Consider the following 25,170-nt stretch of genomic DNA (forward strand, 5'->3'; position numbering starts at 1 on the left):
TCAGCCGCAGCTGGGTAAATTCTTTTCCTGACGCTTGGCTTCGCCCCACAGGGCGTCCAAGTCTTCAAGGGTGCAATCTTCAATGGGACGCAGGGTATCGCGCAATGCCTGCTCAATAAACCGGAAACGTCTGTCAAATTTCGCATTAGCCCCGCGCAGCGCTGTTTCGGGATCAACTTTAAGGTGCCGTGCAAGGTTAACCACTGAAAACAACAGGTCGCCGATTTCGTCGTGAATAGCCGCCGAATCGTCGTCAGCCATCGCTTCAAGCACTTCGTCCAGTTCTTCGCGCACCTTGTCCAACACCGGCAACGCCGCTGGCCAATCAAAACCGACCTGGGCTGCACGCTTTTGTAACTTTGCCGCACGGGACAGTGCAGGCAATGCCACCGGCACATCATCGAGTAACGACAACTGCTCGGGCGCGGCAGATTGCTCGCTGCGCTCTTGGGCCTTGATCTGCTCCCAGCGCTGTTTGACTTGCTCTTCGCTTAAACGCGGTACATCCAGCGGTGCATACAGATCGCCGGTCGGAAATACATGCGGGTGTCGGCGAATCAGTTTGCGGGTGATGCTGTCGATTACCCCGGCAAACTCAAAACGCCCGTCTTCACGGGCCAGTTGGCTGTAATACACCACCTGAAATAGCAAATCGCCCAATTCACCCTGTAAATGCTCAAAGTCGCTGCGCTCGATGGCGTCAGCCACTTCGTAAGCTTCTTCAAGCGTGTATGGCACCAGAGAAGCGTAGGTTTGTTTAATGTCCCACGGGCAGCCGTACTGCGGGTCACGCAGGCGGGCCATGAGATGAAGCAAATCGTCGAGGGTGTGCATCAATAATCTCTTTGGATAAGACCTGTGGTCGCTGCCGCAGGCTGCGTCCGGTGGCGCTGGCGTCGTAAAAATCAGGGGCTGTGGTTGTCAGTTAAACCACATGCCCAGGATTTACGATTGCTTCGCAATCGAACGCAGCCTTCGGCAGTTGCTACACGCTATCTAGGCTCACTGCGCCCGATCCGGCGGGCTTCAATAACGTTCGGCAATTGCGAAATACGCCCCAGCAATCGCCCCAATGCGTCTAGCCCCGGAATCTCGATGGTCAAGGACATCAATGCGGTGTTGTCCTCTTTATTCGAGCGGGTATTGACCGCCAGCACGTTGATGCGCTCATTGAGCAGCACCTGCGACACATCACGCAGCAAGCCTGAGCGGTCGTAAGCCCGAATTTCGATATCGACCGGGTAAGTCGACACCGGGATCGGGCCCCAGTTGACCTGAATCATCCGCTCTGGCTCGCGGCTGCCCAGCTGTAGCACCGAGGCGCAGTCCTGACGGTGAATGCTCACGCCGCGCCCTTGGGTGATGTAACCCACAATTGCATCGCCCGGCAGCGGCTGGCAGCACCCGGCCATTTGAGTCAGCAGGTTACCCACGCCCTCGATCTGGATGTCTCCGCGCTTGCCCGGCTTATAGCCTGTGGCTTTGCGTGGGATCAGCTCCATCTGCTCGCTGCCACGCTCCGGCTCAACCATTTGCTGGGCAAGGTTGATCAGTTGCGCTAGCCGCAAGTCACCAGCACCGAGGGCGGCATACATGTCCTCGGCGGTTTTCATGTTGGCTTTGTCGGCGAGCTTCTCGTAGTCCACGGCTGGCAAACCAAGGCGGCCCAGCTCACGCTCAAGCAAGGTTTTACCGGCCGCTACGTTCTGATCGCGGGCTTGTAACTTGTACCAGTGAACAATTTTGGCCCGTGCCCGGGACGTGGTGATGTAACCCAAGTTAGGGTTCAGCCAGTCGCGGCTCGGCGTGCCGTGCTTGCTGGTGATGATCTCGACCTGCTCACCGGTTTGCAGGCTGTAATTGAGGGGCACAATGCGCCCGTTGATCTTCGCGCCTCGGCAGTTGTGGCCGATTTCGGTGTGCACCCGATACGCGAAGTCCAGCGGTGTAGCGCCTTTGGGCAAGTCGATGGCATGACCATCCGGGGTAAAGATGTACACCCGATCCGGCTCGATATCGACCCGCAACTGATCGGCCAGACCACCGATATCCCCCAGCTCTTCGTGCCACTCCAGCACTTGGCGCAACCACGAGATTTTCTCTTCGTACTGGTTAGACCCAGCCTTAACGTCAGTGCCTTTGTAACGCCAGTGCGCGCACACCCCCAGTTCGGCCTCTTCGTGCATGGCGTGGGTGCGAATTTGCACTTCCAGCACCTTGCCTTCTGGCCCGATCACGGCCGTGTGCAAAGAGCGATAGCCGTTCTCTTTTGGGTTGGCGATGTAGTCATCGAACTCTTTGGGAATATGCCGCCACAACGTATGGACAATGCCCAGCGCGGTGTAGCAATCGCGCATTTCCGGCACCAGTACCCGCACCGCACGCACGTCATAGATTTGGCTAAAAGCCAAACCCTTGCGCTGCATTTTGCGCCAGATGGAATAGATGTGTTTGGCCCGGCCGCTGATGTCTGCATCAACCCCGGTGGCCACCAGTTCGGTGCGTAACTGGTTCATCACGTCACCGATAAAGCGCTCGCGATCAAGGCGGCGCTCATGCAACAACGTGGCAATTTGTTTGTACTGCTCGGGCTCAAGGTAGCGGAAGGACAAATCCTCCAGCTCCCACTTGATATGGCCAATACCCAAGCGGTGCGCCAAAGGCGCATAGATATCAAACACCTCACGGGCAACGCGATTGCGCTTTTCATCCGGGGCATTTTTGACGGCGCGAATTGCGCAGGTGCGCTCGGCCAGTTTGATGAGTGCAACGCGCACGTCATCCACCATAGCCACAAGCATTTTGCGCAGGTTTTCGACCTGCCCTTGCGTGCCCAGCACCATCGACTGGCGCGGGCTGAGACTGGTACTGATTGCCGCCATGCGCAGCACGCCATCAATCAGCTTGGCCACGACCGTACCAAAGCGCTGACTGACTGCCGGGAGCAAAATTTGCCCCTCGCGCACCCCACGGTACAAAATCGCCGCGACCAATGAGTCCTGATCGAGCTTGAGATCAGCGAGGATTTCCGCGATTTCCAGACCGGTTCGAAAGCTCGACGTACCCTCAGTCCACAGGTTCTTCGCCGCATTGGCTTGTTGTTCTGCCTCGCGTGCAAACTCACAGGCTTGCTTCAAGGCTTCACGGTCCAGCGCCACATCGACACTCACCGCATGATCAAGCCACGCATCGAGATTGATACTGCCGTCGGTGTTGATCGGCTGGTGTGCTCTGACCTGTACCATCTTGCTTACCTTCCCTACGACACACGTTCAATGTGTCGAAATCACCGGCCCAAATCCCAACAGCACGCTACAGGGCTAAGCAGCGCACCATTGCGGGCCCGTCGAAATAGACAGACATCCTAGTCTGCTTCAAATAACGCCATTGCCTCGACATGCGCGGTTTGCGGAAACATATCGAGGATTCCGGCACGTTTTAACCGATACCCCTGTTTCATCAGCTCAACCGTGTCGCGCGCCAACGTGGCTGGGTTACACGACACATACACCAAGCGCTTTGCGCCCAAACCTGACAGCTTGCGCACCACCTCATAAGCCCCGTCACGCGGCGGGTCGAGAAGCACGGCGTCAAAACCCTCTTTGGCCCATGCAGCGTCCACCAGCGGTTGCGACAAGTCAGCCTGAAAAAACGCTGCATTATGCAGGTTGTTACTGACCGCGTTTTGCTCAGCACGTTCGACCATAGTCGCAACACCTTCAACGGCCACCACCTCGCGCACTTGTCGCGCCAGTGGTAACGCGAAGTTACCCAGCCCACAAAACAAGTCAAGAACCCGTTCGTGCGCTTGCGGCGCCAACCAGTCCAGTGCCTGAGCAACCATTGCCTCGTTGACACCCGCATTCACTTGAACAAAGTCGCCGGGACGATACGCCAGCCCCAGATCCCACGTCTCTAAACGGTAGCCCAAGGTCTGACTCAAATCGACCGGCTGCGGCAGCGCTTCACCTTGCAGCCACAGTTGCGCGTTGTGGGTGACGCAAAAAGCCTGCAATACCTTCATGTCGGCTTCGCTAAGCGGCGCCATGTGGCGCAACAACACAGCAATCGCCGACCCGCTGAACAACTCAACATGCCCAAGGGCTTTGGGGTTGCTCAACTGACGCAACATGGCGGGCAGCCCGCTCATGATAGGTTGCAAAGTGTGTACCAGCACCAGGCAGTGGTCGATGGCGACGATGTCCTGACTGCCGGCAGCGCGAAAACCAACATCCAAATGCTTGGCGCGCGCGTCCCAACGCACTGCAATGCGGGCTCGGCGGCGATATCCAAACTCTGGGCCCGTCAACGGCTCAGCCCACTCTTGAGGTTCAACGCCTGCCACACGAGACAACTGCTCGGCGAGCATGCGCTGTTTCAGTGCAAGCTGCTCTTGATGGGGCAAATGCTGCACGCTGCAACCGCCACATTTACCCGCACGCACACAGGGTGCGACGCGTCGCAACTCACTGGCCTTGAACACGCGCTCTGTGCGCGCCTCAACCACCTTGCCGTGTGCGCCCAACACCCGCGACTCCACCTCTTCGCCAGCCAACGCGCCCGACACAAACCAGGTGCGGCCATCAATAAAGGCAATACCACGGCCATCGTTAGCCAAACGCTCGATGTTCACACGTTGTTTTTTACCCGTAGGCACTTGCGCAGCCTTAGTGCCGCCCGTGGGCTGGAAACGCAGGCCTCTCTCTTGCTTGGCCATCAGTTAGGCGCATCGTAAATGCCGGTCGACAAGTAACGGTCGCCTCGGTCACAAATGATTGCCACGATCACGGCGTTTTCGACTTCTTGCGACAAACGCAACATCGCTGCCACAGCACCGCCTGACGACACGCCGCAGAAAATGCCTTCTTCGCGGGCCAATCGGCGCATGACGTCTTCGGCCTCGCGCTGAGCCATATCGACGATTCGATCAACCCGATCAGCCTGGTAAATTTTCGGCAGGTACTCGGTCGGCCAGCGACGGATACCCGGAATGGCGGCGCCTTCCATCGGCTGCAAGCCGACAATTTGCACGTTGGGGTTTTGCTCTTTGAGGTAGCGCGACACGCCCATGATGGTGCCTGTGGTGCCCATCGAACTCACAAAGTGGGTGATGGTGCCTTCGGTCTGACGCCAGATTTCCGGGCCAGTGCTGGCATAGTGCGCTTCGGGGTTGTCGCCGTTGGCGAACTGATCGAGCACCTTACCGCGACCCTCGGCCTGCATCTTGTCGGCCAGATCGCGAGCGCCTTCCATGCCTTCTTCCTGACTGACCAAAATCAGTTCGGCGCCATAGGCGGTCATGGCGGCCTTGCGTTCGGCACTGGAGTTGTCAGGCATGATCAGGATCATCTTGTAACCCTTGATCGCGGCGGCCATTGCCAGCGCGATCCCGGTATTACCTGAAGTGGCCTCAATCAAGGTATCGCCCGCCTGGATCTGCCCGCGTGTTTCAGCGCGAGCAATCATCGACAGAGCCGGACGGTCCTTGACCGAGCCCGCAGGGTTATTCCCTTCAAGCTTGAGCAGCAAGGTATTGGTGGTGTCTCCAGCCAGGCGCTGCAAGCGCACCAACGGAGTGTTGCCGACGCAATCGGCGATTGTGGGGTACTGCAATGTCATGGCGTATTCGCAATCCAGACCGCGGGGTCGCACATCATACCGACAAACGCCCACAGCCCATATCACGCAAAGTGTGATGCTTATGGCGAAAGGCTATAAGGCGCGCAGATCAATAACTCACCTCAGGACAGCCGAGCATCAGGCCGGGCTGGCAAGCGAAGATGCACCCGCAAACCCTGCTCGGTGTTTTGCGCCCACAGGCTGCCACCTTGAAGCCGCAACGCATTGCGCGCAATGCTCAAGCCCAAGCCAAAACCACCGTCGCCGGGGCGGGAGCCGTCGAGCCGAATGAAAGGCGCGAAGATCCGCTCCAGCTCTTCAGGGGCCACGCCGCCGCCCTGATCGTCGAGCCACAAATGCCACGCGTCACCTTCGCGCTGGCCGGCCAAGCTGACAATCCCGTCGGCGGGCGAATGTCGAATGGCGTTACGCAGCACGTTTTCCAGCGCCTGCGCCAAACTATTGAGGTGCCCACGCACCCAACACTGCTCATCCACCCAACACGGCAAGCGCGAAGGCGACCAGCCACTTTCAAAGCAGGCGTTTTCGCTGATCATCTCCCACAACGCTTGAATCTGAATGTCCTCAACCGGCAGCGGCCCGCGTTCCGCATCCAGCCAGGCCAGTTGCAGCGTGTCTTCGACCAGACGCTGCATGCCGTCGACCTCGCGGCTCAAGCGTTCGCGCAGGGCATCAAGGCCCTGTTCGGTGTCACACGCCACACGCAAACGGCTCAACGGTGTACGCAGTTCATGGGACAAATCACGCAGCAGTTGCTGCTGTTGGTTCACAGTGCTTTGCAGACGTTCGGACATTTGATCGAAGGCACGTCCCAAATCCCCCAGTTCATCCTGACGGCTGGTGGTTTGGCTCGACAGCCGAGCCCCCAATTGATCAGCGCGCCACGCATGGGCTTGTTCACGTAAATGATTGAGCGGCACGATCAGCAAACGGTAGAGCCCCACGCACAGCAAGAGCGTGAACAGCCCCGGAATCACCCCATTGGTGACGATGCGCCAGATCACTTGCGAACGCCCCGGCATAAACCGCTGGGGCAATTCGATCACCAGATAACCCGCCGACGAATCCTTCGGGAACGGCACCTTGAGCCAAGGGCGGGCCGTTTTGATATGGCTGATTGGCCACTCCAGCCCGCGCAAAAAGGTCAGCCGCTGGCTTTCGAGTTCGCTCAGCGGGTAACTGCTCAACGATTGTAAATCTTGACCGATGACCCCGACCCAGCCGCTTTCAATCTGGCCCAGTGCCTGCAACCACTGATCGACGCCCGTTTGCTGGCCGGTTTCCCAAGCGCGCTCAGCTTCGCCTGCATAACGCACCAAGGTGCTGCGCGCCTCTTCGGATAAAAACCCGGTGCGTTTGTCCATGTACCGGCCCCAAGACCAACTGAGCCAGATCATCAGCAAACAAAAAGCCACCAGCAGACACGCCAGCTTCCAAAACACTGAATGCTTGCCCGGCACCTTACAGCGCATCACAGGCACTCAATACATAGCCCTTGCCCCAAACGGTGCGCACTTCACGCTCGTGGTAACCAATGGTTTTGAGCTTGCGACGGATTTGGCTGATGTGCATGTCCAGGCTGCGGTCATGGGCCGCATAACCGCGCTGTAACACATGCTGATAAAGGAAGGCCTTGCTCAACACTTCTTCCGCGTTGCGGTTTAGCGTCTCAAGCAAGCGAAACTCGCTACGGGTCAGCCCCGCCCACAACTGGCCGTAACGCACGTCTGAGGCCTGCTCGTCGAGAAACAGTTGCGCCTCGGCGGTCGGTAACTCTGGGCTGGGGGTGGGTCTGGGCATGCGATCGAGTGCGACCCGGCGCAAGATCGCCTCAATTCGTACCCGCAACTCAGCCATGCTGAACGGCTTGGGCAGGTAGTCGTCGGCCCCCAACTGAAAGCCGCTGATGCGATCAGCCTCAGCGCCCAGAGCTGACATCAAAATCACGGGCAACGCGTGGGTTTCACGTAATTGCGTCAGCACCTGCAAGCCATTCATACCGGGGAGCAGAATGTCCATCAGCACCACGTCAAAAGGCTGCTGCTGCGCGAGCCTCAACCCCTCTTGGCCGTTCTGGCACCAGGTAATATCAAACCCGTAGCGCGCAAGCTGCTCATGAAGATAAGCACCCAAAATAGGGTCATCCTCAATGGCCAAAAGGCGGGACGGGTTTATAGCGACGGGATTCATTAGCGTCTGCAAGTCATTCTCAATCGGCGATTATTCAAGATTGAGTCATGGCGAGCAACCGACTTAAGGCTAAGTGACGCTGATATTGATCAACGCAAGCGCCATTGCGATTAATTTTCAAGGGATTGCCGACAGCCAAATGGCTACACTGCGAGCAATCGTGTGCATCAAGCACAGCATTTTCAAAACGTGGGGCTGGAGAGTTGCGTGCTTAAAAACCTGGGGATCAAAGGCCGCGTATTGCTGCTCACGCTATTGCCCGTCAGCCTGATGGCGCTGGTGTTGGGCGGTTATTTTACGTGGCTACAGCAGTCTGAACTGCAATCCCAGCTCTTGCAGCGTGGTGAAATGATCGCCGAGCAACTGGCGCCCTTGGTCGCCCCTGCGCTGGGGCGACGGGACGCCGCGCTGCTGGAACGTATCGCCACCCAAACCCTTGAGCAGCAAGATGTGCGAGCCGTGTCGTTTCTGGGCGCCAACCGCGAAACACTGGCCCACGCCGGGCCGACCATGCTCAATCAAGCACCATTGGGCAACAGCACACAGCTCTTACAAAAAAGCGATAACGATGCCACTCGCTATTTACTGCCGGTGTTTGGCCGCCATCGCAATCTGGCAGGTGACGTGATTCCTAATGAGGCCCACCGCTTGTTGGGCTGGGTTGAACTGGAGCTGTCGCATAACGGAATGCTGCTGCGCGGTTATCGCAGCCTGTTCGCCAGTTTGCTGCTGATCTTCACCGGCCTTGTGCTCACAGCCCTGCTGGCATTGCGTTTGAGCCGCACGATCAATGCACCGCTGGGGCAAATCAAACAAGCCGTTTCGCAACTCAAGGACGGCCACCTCGAAACCCGCTTGCCACCGCTGGGCAGCCATGAGCTGGATGAACTGGCCTCAGGCATCAATCGCATGGCCGAAACCTTGCAAAATGCTCAGGAAGAACTGCAAAACAGCGTCGATCAGGCCACCGAAGATGTGCGCCAAAACCTCGAAACCATCGAGATTCAAAACCTTGAACTTGATCTGGCGCGCAAGGAAGCCCTGGAAGCCAGCCGCATTAAGTCTGAATTTCTGGCCAACATGAGCCATGAAATCCGCACCCCGCTCAATGGCATTCTCGGCTTTACCCACTTGCTGCAAAAAAGCGAACTTACGCCACGCCAGTTCGACTACCTCACCACCATCGAAAAATCGGCCGACAGCCTGCTTGGCATCATCAACGAAATTCTCGACTTCTCAAAAATCGAAGCCGGCAAGTTGGTGCTCGACAGCATCCCATTCAATTTGCGCGACCTGCTGCAAGACACCCTGACCATCCTCGCCCCTTCGGCCCATGAAAAGGGTCTGGAGCTGGTCAGCCTGGTGTATCGCGACACGCCCCTGTCGCTGATTGGCGACCCGCTGCGGCTCAAGCAAATCCTCACCAATTTGGTGAACAACGCGATCAAGTTCACCCGCGAAGGCACCATCGCCGTGCGCGCCATGCTCGAAGATGAGGACGAAGACAGCGGTAACGTTCAACTGCGCATCAGTGTGCAAGACACTGGGATCGGCCTCACCAGCCAAGATGTCCGGGCCTTGTTTCAGGCCTTCAGCCAAGCTGATAACTCGTTGTCGCGCCAACCCGGCGGTACGGGTTTAGGGCTGGTGATCTCCAAGCGTCTGGTCGAGCAAATGGGGGGCGAGATTGGGGTCGAAAGCACGCCGGGCGAAGGTTCGGTGTTCTGGATCAGCGTCAGCCTGCCCAAAGCCCGTGACGACGTTGAAGACTTGCCCGGCCCGCCGCTACAGGGGCGACGCATCGCGCTGCTGGAGAACCACGAACTGGCGCGCCAGGCCTTGCAGCATCAACTCGAAGATTGCGGCCTGAGCGTCACACCTTATACCTCGCTCGAAAACCTCACCAACGGCGTGACCAATGCTCATCAAACCGAGCACGCCATTGACTTGGCGGTGCTTGGGGTCACGGCCAACGACATGCCGCCAGAGCGCCTCAACCAGCACATCTGGGACCTTGAGCATCTGGGCTGCAAAGTGTTGGTGCTGTGCCCGACCACCGAACAACTGCTGTTCAACGCCACCGTGCCCAACCCGCACAGCCAACTGCAAGCCAAGCCCGCCTGCACCCGCAAACTGCGCCGGGCACTGGCTGACCTGATCAACCCGCGCCCAAGCCGTGCCGAACCCGGCGAGCTGATTGCCAGCCGCGCACCGCGCATTTTGTGCGTCGATGACAACCCCGCCAACTTATTGCTGGTGCAAACCCTGCTCGAAGACATGGGCGCCAAGGTGATGGCCGTGGACAGCGGTTATGACGCTATTGATGCCGTCAAAACTGAGGCCTTTGATCTGGTGTTGATGGACGTGCAAATGCCGGGTATGGATGGGCGCGAAACCACCGAGGTGCTGCGTCAATGGGAGGCCGAGCGCCAATCCACGCCGTTGCCGATTGTGGCCCTGACGGCCCACGCGATGGCCAACGAAAAACGCGCCTTGCTCCAGAGCGGCATGGACGACTACCTGACCAAACCCATCAGCGAGCGCCAACTGGCTCAAGTGGTGCTGAAATGGACTGGGCTGGCCCTGCGCAATCAAGTCAGCGACAGCCCCCACGAACCTCTGCGCCACAACACTAAACTGTCTGTGCTCGACCCTGAAGAAGGGTTGCGATTGGCAGCAGGCAAAGCCGATTTAGCCGCTGATATGCTGGCCATGTTACTGGCCTCACTGGAAGCCGATCGCCACGCCATTCATCAGGCCCGCGAAGCCAAGGACAACACCGCACTGATCGAGCGCGTACACCGGCTGCACGGTGCAACCCGCTACTGCGGCGTGCCGCAATTGCGCGCCGCCTGCCAACGCAGCGAAACCCTGCTCAAGCAAGAAAACCCGCAAGCCTGTGCCGCCCTCGACGAACTGGACCAAGCCATTACGCGACTGGCCTGTGAAGCCCGCAGTATCGCGTAAGCGCGGCGACAGGCCGTTACCCCGAACAGGTCATACCAAGGAAGACTTCATGCGCACGATTCTTTTCAGCAGCCAGACTTACGACAGCGACAGCTTCAATGCCGCCCCACACCCCGAAGGCCTTGAGCTGCACTTTCAACCTGCGCGTTTGAGCCTCGACACTGCAGCGCTGGCTCATCATCACGAAGTGGTCTGCCCGTTCATCAATGACGACCTGAGCGCCCCTGTGCTCGAACAACTGGCCGCTGGCGGCACGCGACTGATTGCACTGCGCTCGGCGGGTTACAACCACGTGGATTTGCCCGCTGCCAAACGTCTGGGTTTGAGTGTGGTGCGCGTGCCTGCGTACTCACCGCATGCGGTAGCCGAACATGCCGTTGCGTTGATTTTGGCGCTAAACCGTCGCCTGCACCGCGCTTACAACCGCACCCGCGAAGGCGATTTCACCTTGCACGGGCTGACGGGTTTTGATCTGGTGGGCAAGACCGTAGGCATCGTCGGCACCGGCCAGATCGGGGCCACCTTCGGCAAAATCATGGCTGGGTTCGGCTGTGAACTGCTGTGTTTTGACCCCTATCCCAATGCGCAACTGCAAGCACTGGGTGCCAAATACGTCAGCTTGCCCGAGCTGCTGGCGGGCTCGCACATCATCAGCCTGCATTGCCCGCTGACCGCAGACAACAAACACCTGATCAACAGCCAATCACTGGCAACGCTCAAACACGGCGCCATGCTGATCAATACGGGCCGTGGTGGTCTGGTCCATACCCCGGCGCTGATTGAAGCGTTAAAAAGCGGCCAACTGGGGTATCTAGGGCTGGATGTGTACGAAGAAGAAGCCCAACTGTTCTTCGAAGACCGCTCCGACCTGCCCCTGCAAGATGACGTGCTCGCACGCTTGCTGACCTTCCCCAATGTGATCATTACCGCCCATCAGGCGTTTCTGACCCGTGAAGCCCTGGCCGCCATTGCATCGACGACGTTGGACAATATCGCCGCCTGGCGTGATGGTCAGCCCAAAAACCTGATCGAAGGCTGAACGTCCAAGCCTTGGGCTTTGGAGTCTGCGTGCTAGCATAGCGGCCTATTTGGAGGACCCATGGTCGAACACGATTTCCGCTACAGCCTGCTCAACCCGCAGCACACCTTGATCGAATGCCGCGCCCTGATGCCGGGCCGCTACCAAGTTACCGGCAACGGCGGCTCGATTCAGAACGATGACGTGCTGATTGTCACCCTCAAAGGCAGCAAGGACTTGTCCATGCGCCTGACTGTCGAAAAGGTTCGTCACTTGATCAACCCGCGCGGCCAGTGGGTTGCTGTTACACGCGGCCCGGTGTTTGGCGAACTGGCAATTCACGAGTGGCAGGTGAACTGCGACGCGTGCGCCACTGAGCTGAAATTTGAGTTCGCGGTAGACGCCAAGCTGGGCACCAAAGCGCAAAAACCTGCTGCCAGTGTGCGCATTGCAGAGCTGGGTTGGAGCAGCGAGGGCAGCAAGCATCTGTGTCCAAAATGCCAAAAGGCCGCGCAATGAAACGCCTGACCCTGCTGACCTTATTCGGCGCAAGCCTGATGGGCTGCGCGGGCGACCCGGTTAAGTTGCAGCACAACCACGCTTATGTTGTGGAGTGGATTGGTGAGCGTCCGCTGATGGATTACAGCCATCTGACCGTCACTTTCGACGAAGCCGGTCGCGCTTACGGCAGCGGTGGCTGCAACCACTGGTTCGCGCCTTACACACTGGAAGGCAACAAGCTGACCTTTGGTGGCGTTGGCAGCACCCGCAAAGCCTGTGCTCCAGCGCTGATGGAGCAAGAGCACCGATTTTTCGAAGCTCTGCAAGCTGTACAACGCTGGGATATTTCACCCATCGAGCAAGTCCGTTTCTGGCCAGCGGAAGGCAAACCCTTACGGTTGTGGCCCGAAGACAGCTGATTGACGCCTCCGTTGGAGCGGGCGCAGGTTGCGATCTTCTGATCTATAACGTCAAAAGATCGCAACCTGCGCCAGCTCCAACGAGGTGATATTTACCGGCTCATACCGTGTATCACCGGCCACTCCTTACGCCTTACGCCCCCTTCAACGCTTTGATTTTGGCCAACACCCCGGCAGCTGTTTGCTCGCCCAGCAACTGCGCCCGCACCTTGCCCTTCTCATCAATGATGTAGGTCACCGGTAAAGCTTCGCTGCGTGGCAGGTCAAATTGTTCAGCCGGGTCCTGCGCCAGCACAGTAAAGGTGATGCCCATCGCAGTGCTGGCATCGCTCAATTCCTTGCCCTGCAAACCATCAAAATTCACCCCAAAAACCCCCACCGATTGCCCCTGCAACTGTTTTTCCAGCGCATTGAGCTCAGGGATTTCGATTCGGCATGGGCCACACCACTCGGCCCAGTAATTGATCACCTTCCATTGCTTGTCCAAACGTTCGGAGGCCACCTTTTCACCGTGTTGATCAACCCCATAATCATTGCCGCAACCGGCCAGCAGTAAGGTAACGGCGACGGCAGTTACTGCCATGAGTCGCTTAAACATGCGTTGAGCCCTTTTGATAAATACACATAAAAACTATGGAATGGCGGCCAATTACCGCACAGAGTTCAGGCGCGCCCATCAGGCGGGTAGAATAGCCGCCAACTTACGCAAGAAGCGACCCGCACATGACCGACCTGACGCTTTATCACAACCCGCGCTGCTCGAAATCGCGCGGTGCGCTGGAACTCCTAGAAGCCCGCGGCCTGACGCCCAACGTGGTGCGTTACCTCGACACCCCACTGGACGCAGCCCAACTGCGCAGCCTGCTGAGCACACTCAACATCAGCGCCCGCCAACTGCTGCGCACCGGCGAGGATGAATACAAAACCCTCAACTTGGCCGACAGCAGCGTCAGCGATGAGCAACTGATCGAAGCGATGGCCGCCCATCCCAAACTGATCGAACGCCCGATTCTGGTCGCAGGGAACAAAGCCGTTATTGGCCGTCCACCAGAAAAAATCCTGGAGATCCTGCCATGAGCACGCCTTACATTCTGGTGCTGTATTACAGCCGCAATGGTTCAACCAGCGACATGGCACGGCACATCGCTCGCGGCATCGAACAAGGTGGCCTTGAAGCTCGTCTGCGCACAGTGCCCGCCATCTCTACCGAATGCGAAGCGGTAGCGCCAAGCATTCCCGCAGAAGGCGCGATGTACGCCAGCTTAGACGACCTTAAAAATTGCGCCGGTTTGGCGCTGGGCAGCCCGACCCGTTTTGGCAACATGGCCGCGCCGCTGAAATACTTTTTGGATGGCACCAGCAACCTGTGGCTGACCGGCGCACTGGTCGGCAAGCCGGCCGGGGTGTTCACCTCCACCGCCAGCCTGCACGGCGGCCAAGAAACCACCCTGCTGTCGATGCTGCTGCCATTGATGCACCACGGCATGCTCGTCACCGGCCTGCCGTACAGCGAATCGGCATTGCTCAACACCACCGGCGGCGGCACGCCTTATGGGCCAAGCCATCACGCCGGCGCTGACGGCAAACGTGGGCTGGACGAACACGAAATCGCCCTGTGCCGAGCGCTCGGCCTGCGTTTGGCCACTGTCGCTTTGAAACTGGAGAACACCCGTGGCTAAAAAGCCAAAAGTGTTGCCATCCATTGAATGGCTAGAGCCGCGGGTGCGGCTGATGCGTGTACTGAGCCTAGTGTGCTTTTTTGGCCTGATCGGTTTGCTGTGCGCTTATTACCTGCTGTTTGCTGACCTGCATGGCGCACGCCCGTGGGTGATATTGCTGATCGAACTGGTGCCATTAATGCTGCTGGTGCCGGGCATGCTTACAGGCAGCCCACGCGGGCATTCGTTCACCTGTTACGTGGTCAACTTGTACTTGATCAAAGGTGCGTTGGCCGCATTCGACCCCAACCGCCAACTGTTCGGCCTGCTGGAAATTGCCGCCAGCGTGGCCGTATTTTGCAGCGCGATGCTGTTTGTGCGCTGGCGTTACCAGTTGGACCGCCGCTTGGCCGGTGAAGGCGCTTAAGGCCGCTTTTGTAACCGCTGGTGCAGTAGCGGCAGCGGTTACCTGCATGAGGCTGCCTTATACAGCATGCAAGCCAGGATAATTACCCACTGACGCTTGTAATTAATCCATAGAGTTTTAGGTTAAAACGGACAACCTATCAGTTCTGCCAGTACCCTCTGTTTTGAAAAGCAGCCATAGTGGCCTCACTCTAAAAAGTTCAAGGCCACAAAAATCGGCGACTGCTCCAAGCCTTCTTTACACACCCAAAATCCTTCTTGGTTTATGGATTCGCTAAAAACATACCATTTCCATCATCACTTGAAACTAACCGCACTCTGGTCGAATTCCCGAAGTTATCAATATAACTCACCATCGCATAACTAAGTCTTCCAGCACTCCAAGAAGCTCCTGGCTTATCTATAATGCGTGACGCGGTTGCCTTTCCCTCACTTGCTAAAAAATAGTTTACATAAAATTCAATGGAGCCACCTCCCGGCTTGAAAGAGTTAAATTTTTCAACCCGAAATGCATCAGCTTTATATGCCGTCTGGACCTTGTTTGCATTTGACCGGAACGCAGAATAATGCCAGTCATTTCCATCGTCTATAAAGTGGATACTGTCTCGAATTTTTAAATTTGGATCCCTGAAGAAAATGTCGTAAATATCCACATCGAATAAATCGTTACCAATCTCATCTCGACGGCGAATATCTAAAATAGCCATAACATGGGCAACTGGGGTTATAGGTATGATAGTTACCGAGCTATCAAACATTCCTGCCCCCCCTTGTGGGCTACGTGTTTGAAAGACAGCGCCCTGCTTTGTAATTTTCGCTGCTATACGGATCGTATCTGGCGTTGTTGTCGTTACCCAAAAAGACACTTCTTGGGCCAGAGTTTCCATACCCTCATCGGTCGAGATAACCATTTCACTCACTTGCAAGAAAGCCCCGCCCGTCATATTTCCGGTTTTTCTTTGCCATTCTAAATCAGCTTCGGAACGGTCTTGATTGATATCTTTCGCCCCATCACCTTCCGCCACATAAGAAAGATTTTCAGGGAAGTAGTCATACTTTACATTCCTTGTTCGTACATACTGAACTTCTGCCGGGAGCGCTAATCCCGTACTGTAAACAACAAGCTGAATTTCCGCCAAATCATTAGGCGATATAGGAACCACTTCATTTTTATTATTGCGCCCTTGTATGACTACTTTAATAGGCACTTGCTGACGTCCGTTACGATAGACTTGAGCAGTGGCATGATCCGCACCCTGGTCGTGATAAGTCACCTTGAACTCGCTCAAGCTACTCCAATCCGACGTAGCTTCTGTTTCCAAGGTACCAAGATCGCTTATGCCTACCTCATTGCTATTTTTTTTCTCATTCTGTGCAGCTTCGCTGAAAAACCTTTTCATTTAGATAGTCCTTTTCTCTATTAGCCAGCTCGGCATTGAATTGCGCCTGCGTCCACCCAAACAAACCGCACTCAACTTTTCGCAAAAAATCTTTTGTGGGCCCCAATATAAACTGGGATACCTTAATAGTAGTTTTATTTCTTGAGCATCAAATACCATCTCGCGATTAAAACAATGGGGGCTTACACCTAATCTGCATACTTCCGCGCTGGAAATTCAGATATTTTTCCACTGGAAATTTTAAAAGACTTAACCAACCCAAGATAAGGGGCATCTTAATTCCCAACAAGCAACATTTATGTGTGTTGCATCAAATACATACGCATACAGGATGAATGAACGTAACCGCTCCGTCTTATTCTTCAACGCCACTTTTTGGTTAACGCGCTTGCGTTGCTCAATTAACGACCTCGTTTTTATAACTTCTCACAGGAGTCACTTCATGCCACATGTCTCCGAACCTCCAGCCCCCCCAACGAGCTAACTGGCTGACCAAAGGGGAAATTACCGTCTCGTCCTCGTCCAATCGTCTCTACCCCAACGGCCGGCAGCAGATCGAACTGCTATTAGTGGTTGAGCCCCAACCCGGCCAAACTATCACCGCGAAAGAGCTTGCCAGTTTGCGGCTGATGGTACACAAGGCCGATGGCACCCCTATCCCACTGACTGACGCGCCGGATACGCACGGCTGGCGGGCATCCTTGACCCGCAACGAATATGACTATTATCCGCAGGGGCAGTTTAATCCTACACCGACTATCAATGAACCAAGACCGGCAGAGAGCGAGCCGGCCATCTACACCCGTCAGCTTTACGTGATGAACTCCAGCCAGCGCGGCGGCGAATCGCTAACGGTGTATGCTTGCATCACCCACCAGCTCGACGACAATTACTATGATTACGTTTCAGACGGCAACGGGCATATGTTCAACTCTTCGGTCGATGTGATGACCGAGCCCCTGCCATCGCTCGAACTGCGGGATTATCTGTTTGAGCATCAACAACTAAGTGGCGATGAGAACAGCGACATTCAGTTACGGGAATATTACCTGGGTGTCAGTCGCCTGCCCCTGCCTGCTGACGGCAGTAGCCGCCCCGGCCGGCATGATCCAATGGGATGATCGTGATCCGAGTTCAAGCAGAGCTTCCCATGTGGTCTATGCCCCGCCCAATACCGCCCCATCGGCGCACCGTTGTCCGAGTGCAGCACCAAGGGGCGCCCTGCACAACGTTCGGCAAGCACCGTGCGCTCCATCAGTTCAGCCGCCCGCTCGCCGCTTTCTTGCTCGTAAACCTCCCAGCCTACGGCCTTGCGACTGTAAATATCCTCAATCAAATACAGGTAGGTGATGTCCCAAGACCAAACCTGATTGGCGGTGCAAGCACGATGAGTTGTTGGAGATGCATGTTTGTGCGGTGCATGACTGCGGCCACGTCGGTGCTGCTGATTAGCCTCTTTGAGGACACGATAAAAGCTCGATTCTGAGGCCAGATAACGGCCTTGATCGGCCAACATTGGCACGATCTGACTGGGCGGCAGGCTGACGAATGCCGGACTGTTGCAAACCTCTAAAATAGCGCAACGCTCCTGCTCAGTCAGGGCATTGCGGGGGCGCGAGCGCAGCGTAGTCATACGCACATCGGCTTGCATCACCGGTGTCAAAGCCTAGCGTTGCAGGCTGCGCAGTGACAGTCCGATCTCTGCACTGGCAATGGCTTTACGCGCACCAGAAGCCACGGCATGGTTAAAACGCTCAACGAGTTGTAGCCGCTCTGGCAGCGAGGTCAGGCGTCCTCGCTGTCGCTTCCCCAGAAGGCATTCATCTTTTTTCGCAGCACCAGGATCGCGGCAGTTTCGTAAGCGATCCATAAACCCCACCTTGTCAAAGGTGGGGCGGTGCGTCACCAATGCACTTGAGGCACGCAACTCCACGGCAGCAGGGCTTCGTAATCCTCAATTGAGGACGCCTGTGGCAAGCGCTCCAGTACGTGGCGCAGCCACGCATAGGGCTCTTGACCGTTAGCTTTGGCGGTCTCGACCAAGCTGTAAAGTCGAGCACTGGCCGCCGCGCCGTTAGGCGTGTCGCTAAACAACCAGTTCTTTCGTCCAATCATGAAGGGGCGGATCGCGCGCTCTGCGGCGTTGTTGTCGATCGGTAAGTAGCCTTCCTCCACGTACCGTTCAAGTTTGCTCCAGTTACTTGCCAGGTAACGGATGGCTTTTCCGAGGGCGTTCTGAGCAGTGACTTGCGGTTGTGTCTTTTCGATCCAGCTTTTCAATTGAGCAAGTATCGGCAGGCTTTGTTCGTGACGACCGGTTTTACGCTCAGCGTCGTTGCCGCCCTTCAAGTCGCGTTCGATCCCATAAAGCTTGTTGATCAAATTCAGCGCGATGTCGGCACGACCCGTCTTGCCTTTGGGCTGCACTTTTTGTGCTTCCACGAATTTGCGACGTGCATGAGCCCAGCAGCCCAAGCGCTCAACTCCAGCCTGAGCGCCCAGCGCGTTGTAACCGGCGTAATCATCGGTCATGACGTAGCCACGATAGCCATCGAGCAGGCACGTCGGTACGTCCTGCGCTCGGCTGGTGGAGTAGTCGAAAAGGATGACTGGCTTATCGGGTGGGCCGCCGGTTTGCACCCACATCCAGGATTGGCTGCTCGGCTCGCGGTCAGGCTCTTTCAATACCTGCACCCGGGTTTCATCGCAGTGAATGATGCGGCTATTCAACAGACTGTCGCGCATCAGATTCAGCAGCGGCTGAAAGTGCTCGCCGCACTGGATGACCCAGCGTGCCAAGGTTTGACGCGAGATATCGATGCCGTGACGTCCCAGCACTTTCTTGAAGCGATGAAGTGGCAGGCCGTCTACGTATTTGGTGGTCAACAACATCGCCAGAACGCTCGGGCTGGCCATGCCTTTTTCGATCAGTTGCGCGGGCTTGTCCGCAGTGATTGGTGCGGTCTCGCAGTCGCGACAACCGTAGACTTTACGAACGTGTTTGATCACCCGTATCTGCATCGGCACGATTTCGAGCTGCTCGCTGACTTCCTCGCCGATGGCGTGTTTGCGGCAACCACAGACGCAGGTCAGCTCATGTTCGGGCAGTTCGTGGATGACTTCGATGCGCGGCAGATTGGCAGGCAGTGGCTTACGTTTGCCACGGCGCTTGTTGGGTGCGACGACCTCTTCTTCAGCGTTTTCGCCGATAGGCTCAGCAACGCTTTCAGCTTCGTTGAAAAGGGCCAACTGAGGCGTGGCAGGATCGGCTGTTTGCTCGGACTTGCGTCCAAACAATCGCTGGCGCAGCAGCGCGTTTTCCTCTTCGAGAAAACCGACCCGCGACTGCATCTTCGCAAGCATTTGCTTGAGCAGTTGAGGATCGTCAGGGAGGTCTTCGGGCATGGAGTTCATGCCCCGGATTGTACCGAATCAGGCCACGAATCGCGGTGTTAAAACCTGGTGAGGTCGATTACGCCAGAGGTCAAAGCCGTCGAGCATCCAGTTAAGCTCCTGGACGATCAGGACAATCGCCTCGTCCGTCACGTCGGGCGAAGTTTTGAATCGCTCAGACTCCAGGCGCTTGAGCCAAAGGCAGAAGCCGTTGCGCTCCCAGTACAAAATCTTCACACGGTTACGCGGCTTGTTGAGGAAAATGAAAAGCACGGGGTCGAATACTGCGACCTTGATGTCCAGCTCGACCAGGGCAGCCAAACCGTCAATGGATTTTCGGAAGTCGACAGGCTTGGGGTACAGATACACTTTTTCGACTTTTGCGTCGGGTCGCATCATGGCGGATGGGCTCCAGAAAGAAATCGGGAGCACAGCATCCGGGATCACGCGGCGGCTTTGAATGTGGGGTTCATGGAGCGCTTACGCAGTTTCTGCCAGTGCTTTGTCCTTGCGACGCAGATCGCGTTCCAGCTCGGCAATCCGCTTTTTATCAGCCCGCGCCTGCTCTCGCTCGGCTTGGCGTTGCGCCTGAGCGGACAACTGACCCGTGATGCAGGCTTGCCGCCAAGCTGCTATCTGTTCGGGATACAAGCCCTTGCTGCGACAGTATTCGGTGAGGTCAATTTCGCTCAGTGTGGCCGTGTGCAACACCGCTGCGAACTTGGCTTCAGCCGACCAGTTATCGGCACTGCTTTTATCTGCGGGCACCACAGCGCCTCCTGCTTTGAGCTTGGACCGCCAAGCATACAGGGTTGGGGCGATCCCTTCCTGGCGTGACAACTGGGCCACAGACATGTTTTGAGGGGCAATAACTTGTTGATAAGGGCAGCTTTACGTTCGGGTGAATAGCTCGACATGCCAGCTCTCTTTGACGCCCCCGATCTATCGTTTTGATAAATCAGCTGAGGCTGACAACTAGCCTGACACCGGGGGTGCAGTAGCGGCAGCGGTTATACACCTGAAGCACCACCTTGCGCACCATGCAAGTCATGGTAATCGCCCACAAACGCTCACGATTAGCCCATAAAACCTTTACGTTAAAGCGAAAACCTATCAGTTATGCCAGTACCCTCCTGTTTATAAAAAACACATAGTGGGCTCACTGCTGAACGAGTTTGAGGCCCGCAAAATGAACAGAAATACCACAGAGAACAGTAATTGCCGTAGGCCTCGTTTTACATTGAGACTCTCGCTTGCGATCATCGCGCTAGTCACAACACTTTTCATACTTCTTACACAATGGGCGTGGGCACAAACAGCCACCGACAAAAGCACATCAAATAGTATTCAATCAGCCCCCTATGTAGAAATCACTCTCCCTACGGACTCGAAAAACACCACTGATACAGCGCCTAGGATCCCAAGCGCCCCGGACATATTTGACCTATCAAAGCCATTTAATAAATACACGTGGGTCACCGCACATAATGCCTACAGTGGCGATACTGAAGAGGTACTGGAAAGTGGAGTCCGGGGGCTTATGTGGGACCTTCATCCCATCAGATCAGGCACCCCCCCTCATACCTCGCTAGACGCATATCTGTGTCACTCACCAAGTTCTGGCTATTGCACTTACGATGAAAACGGGGGAAACGAGAAAAAACTATTCAGTACAGAAATACAGAAAATATTACATTTCTTAGATCAACCAAAAAATGCCCATGCAGTGGTCACTTTATTTTTAGAAGATCGTGTCGGCCAAGAACTGATACAAAAAACCTTCGACAAATTACCCGCTCTAAAAGGCAAAGTATTTAATTTTAACGACTACAAAGACACCAACGAATGGCCAACCTTACAAAAAATAATTGACAGCCAAAAAAGACTGATTATTTTCGTCGAGCAGGAAAACGGAAATTACATACTTGGACGCGGCACAAACACGGAAACAATATTAGTTCCGGAAGACCAAGACTTCATGGTGCAAAACACCTACGACTTAAAGAGCCCCCTAATTGATAACTGGGCATGCGAAAGTCGCTGGCCCGACACTCCACTAAACACTAAAAAAGTCAATCACAAAAATTTTACAAAGTGGAGCAAACTTTTTACCCTCAATCAATTTCATGCATTTTTATCAACCAAAGCACATGCTGCTCAAATTGACAATAATCTAACCTGGCTTGAAAACCGAGTAGACAGTGTCTGTGCACAGACCAATGATGGCGTGCGTCTCGTACCAAACTATATCGCTCTAGATGATTTTAAAGTTGGAGATGCATTTGCTTATGCAGCGGCATTGACAGAGGGTGGTGTGTACTTCTATGAAAATAATGACGGTGTGTCTGAAGGCCACCCTACTCCAACACCAAACACTGCTAACGCTCATGATGTTGTCTGCGTAGTGCCTACTAGCCATGACTGGGAATTGAAGTTTAAAGCCTATGGTTGTGAAAATGACGAAGCACGCTCACTTGCTCTTCGCGGTGTAAAAAAAGGCATTAGCATAAAGCTTTTTGACAGTCCAAAAGCAAGTAAGTCCGATGACTATACAACTATTGAAGTGCTACGCGACATCGGACTGGACGAACGCATCGTACTCAATGATCTGGAAGATACTAGCTCAAATAGCGACGTGAAAATTACACACAAACATAAAAATGGGCTTAAAGGTAAAATCTCATATCTCATTATTGAACCCACCACTGGCAGCACCGAGCCCAAAGTAAGGTTTACCAACAGCAAGGAAGAATTCAGCTGCTCCGTCCCCGCCGATATCGATGCTTTATTCGAGGCGAATGGCAGCGCTGGCTCTAATAGCTGCAAAAATGACCATATCGCAGGCTTCACACTAACGGGGGCTTCCGCCGGGACAACAATCACACTATACGGTGACAAAAACAGTGATGAAAATTGCAAACAAGGTTGCGTCAAAATTTTTGTTCGCAAGGACATGACAGAACCAGTCACAATCAAAAACATTGATGAAATGTCAAGCCACACGTATTCAAACGAAGAAGTACTTATTAAGCGGTATGGCGGCATGCAACAATTATATGGAAAAATATCTTATATACAAGTGTCCACAGGTGTAGAAGATTTCAACAATGAAAATGTCATACCCACGTCATCAGAAGCCGATGGATCTTTTGGCGCATGGGGCCCAAAAGCTATTTGCCCAGTGGGTAAGTTTGCCTGGGGATTCCAGCTTAAATTCGAAAAAGATGGAGGCAAGGACCACACTGCATTGAACTCAATTAAAATGTTTTGCGGTGAAGATGGTGAATCAGTACCAATAGAAAGCAAAGTTGGTGACTGGGGGGAATATGGCAAAATTTTTAAGTGCCCATCGAGTAGTGGCCCAATCAAAGGGTTTCAATTGAGAACGCGACTCCCGATAAATGCTAATGATGAAATAATGGCGACAGACATCAGCGGCATCTGCCAAGACAATAATGCCATAGGCGGCGAGTTCGAGAACGAGGATCCCTTATGGGGCGCATGGGGCAATAAATTCTACTGCCCAGAAGGAACACAGGTCGTTGGATTTAAAACCCGAGTAGAAGACTATGTTGGCGATAATGACGATACAGCAATGAATGGCCTGAGAATGTATTGTGATCGTACCCTAGGAATACCCTTACCTATTGAACCTATAATAGAGCAACTTACCCCTGACACATCAATCCTCTACTGGGACGATTCCAAAGTCGAAGATGGGCTCGCTGAATTTGAAATAAAAGATGGCGATGGTAATATCTTGCTCACCACCAAAACTAACTTCACCGAGTTTAAAACCTCTGGCATCAGTAAAATATCAGTCACCGCTGTTGATTCTGATGGCAACCGCTCCCCCACTGTTACTGCAGCAGTTCCAAAATATGATGACACTCCTCCTGTGACACCTACAGGACTAAGAGTTAATAATCTTCAAGGCGGCTTAATTGAAATCATCTGGGATAAAAGCGCAGCCCCTGCCGACTCACTATCCTATGAAGTATCGATAGATGACAAGGTCACAGGTAATACAAGCGACACATCAATGACTCTCAAGGATCCGGATGCCCCTGTTAACTTCACCATTTCTATAAAGGCGCATAAATTCAACGGAACCTCCTCCCCTGCGGCATCACTGCTTATCGATCGGACACCACCTTCAAAACCAGAAACATTTATATTTAGCGAATTGAAACCAACCTCATTAAAACTAACGTGGGCACAGTCAACCGACGATATAAAAATGAAAGACTATGCTGTTTACCAAGACAACATTTTATTAGACCATACTTCAGATACAACCTTTAACGTCAGCCATCTAACGCCTGAAACCAACTACACATTCACCGTAAAATCCATAGACACTACAGACAACTACTCCGAGGCTAAGAGTGTCTTCGTTGACCGAGAGTCTCCCACTGAACCGACAGCACTTAAATACGCCAAAGCTACCGACACCTCAGTTGATCTGTCTTGGAACTCATCAAGCGATAACGTGGGTGCCACTGGCTACAAAATCGACCGCGATGACGCCGCAACATTTGACACTAAAACCCTAAACTTTACTGACACGCCACTCAAACCCGTCACCACTTACCGATATGAGGTACGCGCTTACGACGACAACTTAAACATTTCACAACCGGGCACATTACTACTTGATCGTGTTCCTCCTTCAGCACCGACTAACCTCAGTCACGACAAAGACAGCGATACCGGCATTGCATTACAACTCAAATGGACTGCATCAACCGATGACATAGGCGTCACTGGCTACAATATCTACCAAGACGACAACCCCACGACCATAAACACTGGCACCTCTACCAGCGCCACCGTGAACAAACTATCACCTGACACGACTTACACCTTTTATATCGAAGCATTCGATGAGGCTGGCAACAAATCAGAACGCACTTCAATATTGGTAGATCGGGTGCGACCAATAATAGACCCGTTCTTCTGGGCACATAGCCCTTACGGCACCAACGACGAACCACCAAGCCTAAGCTGGAGTGATGCAACTGACGATATAGCGGTTACAGGTTACGAGCTTTCGCTTGACGGCAAAGTAATACACACCGCAGCCAGTGCGCCTTTCAGTACCATTGGCTTAGATTTAGACGCCACCACTAACCATACCTTCACACTGCGGGCTTACGATGCAGCCAACAATTACTCAACCCCTAAAGATCTTGTGCTATACCACAACAGACCAAATATGCCAAAAGATATAAAGGGCGTTTATACATCATCGGCAACTGTCGTTGACTTCTCCTGGTTCCCAGGAGACAACAACACCGTTAATTACTCACTTCTGACCAACAATGGTGTTGACCATGAACAGGCTGAGCTAACTATTCGCTCTACCTTTAACGAGTCACTTGAGCCCCCCTCGGTCACCATAAAAGTGGAGGCTATCAATGCAGAGGGGGCCAAATCATTGAGTGTTTTTTGCAAGAGGTATTATTTGAGCACTGGCTTTGGAAGTTGCGACCGCTAGCCAAACAAACCTCATGGCACACAAAGGCAGAGTTGAACTCAACAGTCAAAAAAACTAA

The 25,170-nt window shown here is 54.5% G+C and carries 19 protein-coding genes and 2 pseudogenes; 9 read left to right on the plus strand and 12 right to left on the minus strand.

Annotated elements, in window-relative coordinates:
- The 6 genes from mazG to ACZRJQ_RS05795 form a co-directional block, all read right to left on the minus strand.
- The gene (mazG, locus tag ACZRJQ_RS05770) at window positions 1-834 is read right to left on the minus strand and encodes a nucleoside triphosphate pyrophosphohydrolase (protein WP_463977423.1); all 834 of its coding nucleotides are present in this window, start codon (window positions 832-834) and stop codon (window positions 1-3) included.
- A 158-nt stretch (window positions 835-992) separates the two neighbouring features.
- Window positions 993-3,245 carry a GTP diphosphokinase gene (relA, locus tag ACZRJQ_RS05775; protein WP_463977424.1) on the minus strand — a complete coding sequence of 751 codons (2,253 nt, stop codon included), beginning with the start codon at window positions 3,243-3,245 and terminating at the stop codon, window positions 993-995.
- Between the two features lie 119 nt (window positions 3,246-3,364).
- Window positions 3,365-4,717, minus strand: coding sequence for a 23S rRNA (uracil(1939)-C(5))-methyltransferase RlmD (gene rlmD / locus ACZRJQ_RS05780; protein ID WP_463977425.1), 1,353 nt, complete (start codon window positions 4,715-4,717; stop codon window positions 3,365-3,367).
- A complete protein-coding gene (gene cysM / locus ACZRJQ_RS05785; protein ID WP_463977426.1) occupies window positions 4,717-5,619 on the minus strand; it encodes a cysteine synthase CysM in 903 nt (300 codons plus the stop codon). The genes rlmD and cysM overlap by 1 nt, the downstream gene beginning before the upstream one ends.
- A gap of 122 nt (window positions 5,620-5,741) precedes the next feature.
- Window positions 5,742-7,112: a histidine kinase sensor domain-containing protein gene (locus ACZRJQ_RS05790; protein ID WP_463977427.1), complete on the minus strand. Its 1,371-nt coding sequence runs from the start codon at window positions 7,110-7,112 to the stop codon at window positions 5,742-5,744.
- Entirely contained in the window at window positions 7,102-7,830 is a 729-nt protein-coding gene (locus tag ACZRJQ_RS05795; protein WP_463977428.1) for a response regulator transcription factor, read from the minus strand. The genes ACZRJQ_RS05790 and ACZRJQ_RS05795 overlap by 11 nt, the downstream gene beginning before the upstream one ends.
- 207 nt (window positions 7,831-8,037) lie before the next feature.
- Here ACZRJQ_RS05795 and ACZRJQ_RS05800 point away from each other — a divergent pair, with 207 nt between their 5' ends.
- The 4 genes from ACZRJQ_RS05800 to ACZRJQ_RS05815 are packed head-to-tail and all read left to right on the plus strand — an operon-like array spanning window position 8,038 to window position 12,735.
- Window positions 8,038-10,797: a response regulator gene (locus ACZRJQ_RS05800; protein ID WP_463977429.1), complete on the plus strand. Its 2,760-nt coding sequence runs from the start codon at window positions 8,038-8,040 to the stop codon at window positions 10,795-10,797.
- Between the two features lie 49 nt (window positions 10,798-10,846).
- The gene (locus ACZRJQ_RS05805; RefSeq protein WP_463977430.1) at window positions 10,847-11,836 is read left to right on the plus strand and encodes a 2-hydroxyacid dehydrogenase; all 990 of its coding nucleotides are present in this window, start codon (window positions 10,847-10,849) and stop codon (window positions 11,834-11,836) included.
- 60 nt (window positions 11,837-11,896) lie between these two features.
- A complete protein-coding gene (locus ACZRJQ_RS05810) occupies window positions 11,897-12,334 on the plus strand; it encodes a hypothetical protein (RefSeq protein ID WP_463977431.1) in 438 nt (145 codons plus the stop codon).
- Window positions 12,331-12,735, plus strand: coding sequence for an META domain-containing protein (locus ACZRJQ_RS05815; protein WP_463977432.1), 405 nt, complete (start codon window positions 12,331-12,333; stop codon window positions 12,733-12,735). The genes ACZRJQ_RS05810 and ACZRJQ_RS05815 overlap by 4 nt, the downstream gene beginning before the upstream one ends.
- Window positions 12,736-12,868: 133 nt before the next feature.
- On the opposite strand, the gene ACZRJQ_RS05820 is transcribed toward ACZRJQ_RS05815, so the two are convergent.
- Window positions 12,869-13,333: a TlpA disulfide reductase family protein gene (locus ACZRJQ_RS05820; RefSeq protein WP_463977433.1), complete on the minus strand. Its 465-nt coding sequence runs from the start codon at window positions 13,331-13,333 to the stop codon at window positions 12,869-12,871.
- A 125-nt stretch (window positions 13,334-13,458) separates the two neighbouring features.
- On the opposite strand from ACZRJQ_RS05820, the gene arsC reads away from it, so the two are divergent.
- From arsC to ACZRJQ_RS05835, 3 genes are read left to right on the plus strand one after another with little or no spacing between them, the layout of a single operon-like run.
- On the plus strand, window positions 13,459-13,812 hold the full coding sequence (gene arsC, locus ACZRJQ_RS05825; protein ID WP_463977434.1) for an arsenate reductase (glutaredoxin): 354 nt from the start codon (window positions 13,459-13,461) through the stop codon (window positions 13,810-13,812).
- Window positions 13,809-14,414 (plus strand): NAD(P)H:quinone oxidoreductase, encoded by a 606-nt coding sequence (gene wrbA, locus ACZRJQ_RS05830; RefSeq protein WP_463977435.1) that lies wholly within the window; start codon window positions 13,809-13,811, stop codon window positions 14,412-14,414. The genes arsC and wrbA overlap by 4 nt, the downstream gene beginning before the upstream one ends.
- Window positions 14,407-14,820, plus strand: a complete 414-nt coding sequence (locus ACZRJQ_RS05835; protein WP_463977436.1) for a DUF2069 domain-containing protein — start codon at window positions 14,407-14,409, stop codon at window positions 14,818-14,820. Before wrbA ends, ACZRJQ_RS05835 begins: the two co-directional genes overlap by 8 nt.
- 262 nt (window positions 14,821-15,082) lie before the next feature.
- Here the strand turns inward: ACZRJQ_RS05835 and ACZRJQ_RS05840 are convergent, their stop codons facing one another.
- Window positions 15,083-16,219, minus strand: coding sequence for a hypothetical protein (locus tag ACZRJQ_RS05840; protein ID WP_463977437.1), 1,137 nt, complete (start codon window positions 16,217-16,219; stop codon window positions 15,083-15,085).
- A 449-nt stretch (window positions 16,220-16,668) separates the two neighbouring features.
- On the opposite strand from ACZRJQ_RS05840, the gene ACZRJQ_RS05845 reads away from it, so the two are divergent.
- Entirely contained in the window at window positions 16,669-17,340 is a 672-nt protein-coding gene (locus ACZRJQ_RS05845; protein ID WP_463977438.1) for a hypothetical protein, read from the plus strand.
- Between the two features lie 59 nt (window positions 17,341-17,399).
- Here ACZRJQ_RS05845 and ACZRJQ_RS05850 read toward each other — a convergent pair.
- The 4 genes and pseudogenes from ACZRJQ_RS05850 to ACZRJQ_RS05865 form a co-directional block, all read right to left on the minus strand.
- Window positions 17,400-18,076, minus strand: a pseudogene (locus tag ACZRJQ_RS05850) (transposase family protein); the annotation flags it as partial.
- Between the two features lie 45 nt (window positions 18,077-18,121).
- Window positions 18,122-19,633 (minus strand): IS66 family transposase, encoded by a 1,512-nt coding sequence (gene tnpC, locus ACZRJQ_RS05855; protein ID WP_463977439.1) that lies wholly within the window; start codon window positions 19,631-19,633, stop codon window positions 18,122-18,124.
- Window positions 19,634-19,651: 18 nt separating this feature from the next.
- Window positions 19,652-20,011: an IS66 family insertion sequence element accessory protein TnpB gene (gene tnpB, locus ACZRJQ_RS05860; RefSeq protein ID WP_463977440.1), complete on the minus strand. Its 360-nt coding sequence runs from the start codon at window positions 20,009-20,011 to the stop codon at window positions 19,652-19,654.
- Window positions 20,012-20,095: 84 nt separating this feature from the next.
- Window positions 20,096-20,529: pseudogene (locus tag ACZRJQ_RS05865) on the minus strand (transposase); the annotation flags it as partial.
- 272 nt (window positions 20,530-20,801) lie between these two features.
- On the opposite strand from ACZRJQ_RS05865, the gene ACZRJQ_RS05870 reads away from it, so the two are divergent.
- The gene (locus tag ACZRJQ_RS05870) at window positions 20,802-25,112 is read left to right on the plus strand and encodes a fibronectin type III domain-containing protein (protein WP_463977441.1); all 4,311 of its coding nucleotides are present in this window, start codon (window positions 20,802-20,804) and stop codon (window positions 25,110-25,112) included.
- The last annotated feature ends 58 nt before the right edge of the window (window positions 25,113-25,170 follow it).

This window comes from Pseudomonas sp. E315, assembly GCF_055406205.1.

Bases quoted from the DNA above. Each gene is read 5' to 3' on its own strand.
- mazG (WP_463977423.1), bottom strand. From the start codon at position 834: ATGCACACCCTCGACGATTTGCTTCATCTCATGGCCCGCCTGCGTGAC.
- relA (WP_463977424.1), bottom strand. From the start codon at position 3,245: ATGGTACAGGTCAGAGCACACCAGCCGATCAACACCGACGGCAGTATC.
- rlmD (WP_463977425.1), bottom strand. From the start codon at position 4,717: ATGGCCAAGCAAGAGAGAGGCCTGCGTTTCCAGCCCACGGGCGGCACT.
- cysM (WP_463977426.1), bottom strand. From the start codon at position 5,619: ATGACATTGCAGTACCCCACAATCGCCGATTGCGTCGGCAACACTCCG.
- ACZRJQ_RS05790 (WP_463977427.1), bottom strand. From the start codon at position 7,112: ATGCGCTGTAAGGTGCCGGGCAAGCATTCAGTGTTTTGGAAGCTGGCG.
- ACZRJQ_RS05795 (WP_463977428.1), bottom strand. From the start codon at position 7,830: ATGAATCCCGTCGCTATAAACCCGTCCCGCCTTTTGGCCATTGAGGAT.
- ACZRJQ_RS05805 (WP_463977430.1), top strand. From the start codon at position 10,847: ATGCGCACGATTCTTTTCAGCAGCCAGACTTACGACAGCGACAGCTTC.
- ACZRJQ_RS05810 (WP_463977431.1), top strand. From the start codon at position 11,897: ATGGTCGAACACGATTTCCGCTACAGCCTGCTCAACCCGCAGCACACC.
- ACZRJQ_RS05815 (WP_463977432.1), top strand. From the start codon at position 12,331: ATGAAACGCCTGACCCTGCTGACCTTATTCGGCGCAAGCCTGATGGGC.
- ACZRJQ_RS05820 (WP_463977433.1), bottom strand. From the start codon at position 13,333: ATGTTTAAGCGACTCATGGCAGTAACTGCCGTCGCCGTTACCTTACTG.
- arsC (WP_463977434.1), top strand. From the start codon at position 13,459: ATGACCGACCTGACGCTTTATCACAACCCGCGCTGCTCGAAATCGCGC.
- wrbA (WP_463977435.1), top strand. From the start codon at position 13,809: ATGAGCACGCCTTACATTCTGGTGCTGTATTACAGCCGCAATGGTTCA.
- ACZRJQ_RS05840 (WP_463977437.1), bottom strand. From the start codon at position 16,219: ATGAAAAGGTTTTTCAGCGAAGCTGCACAGAATGAGAAAAAAAATAGC.
- ACZRJQ_RS05845 (WP_463977438.1), top strand. From the start codon at position 16,669: ATGTCTCCGAACCTCCAGCCCCCCCAACGAGCTAACTGGCTGACCAAA.
- tnpC (WP_463977439.1), bottom strand. From the start codon at position 19,633: ATGAACTCCATGCCCGAAGACCTCCCTGACGATCCTCAACTGCTCAAG.
- tnpB (WP_463977440.1), bottom strand. From the start codon at position 20,011: ATGATGCGACCCGACGCAAAAGTCGAAAAAGTGTATCTGTACCCCAAG.
- ACZRJQ_RS05870 (WP_463977441.1), top strand. From the start codon at position 20,802: ATGAACAGAAATACCACAGAGAACAGTAATTGCCGTAGGCCTCGTTTT.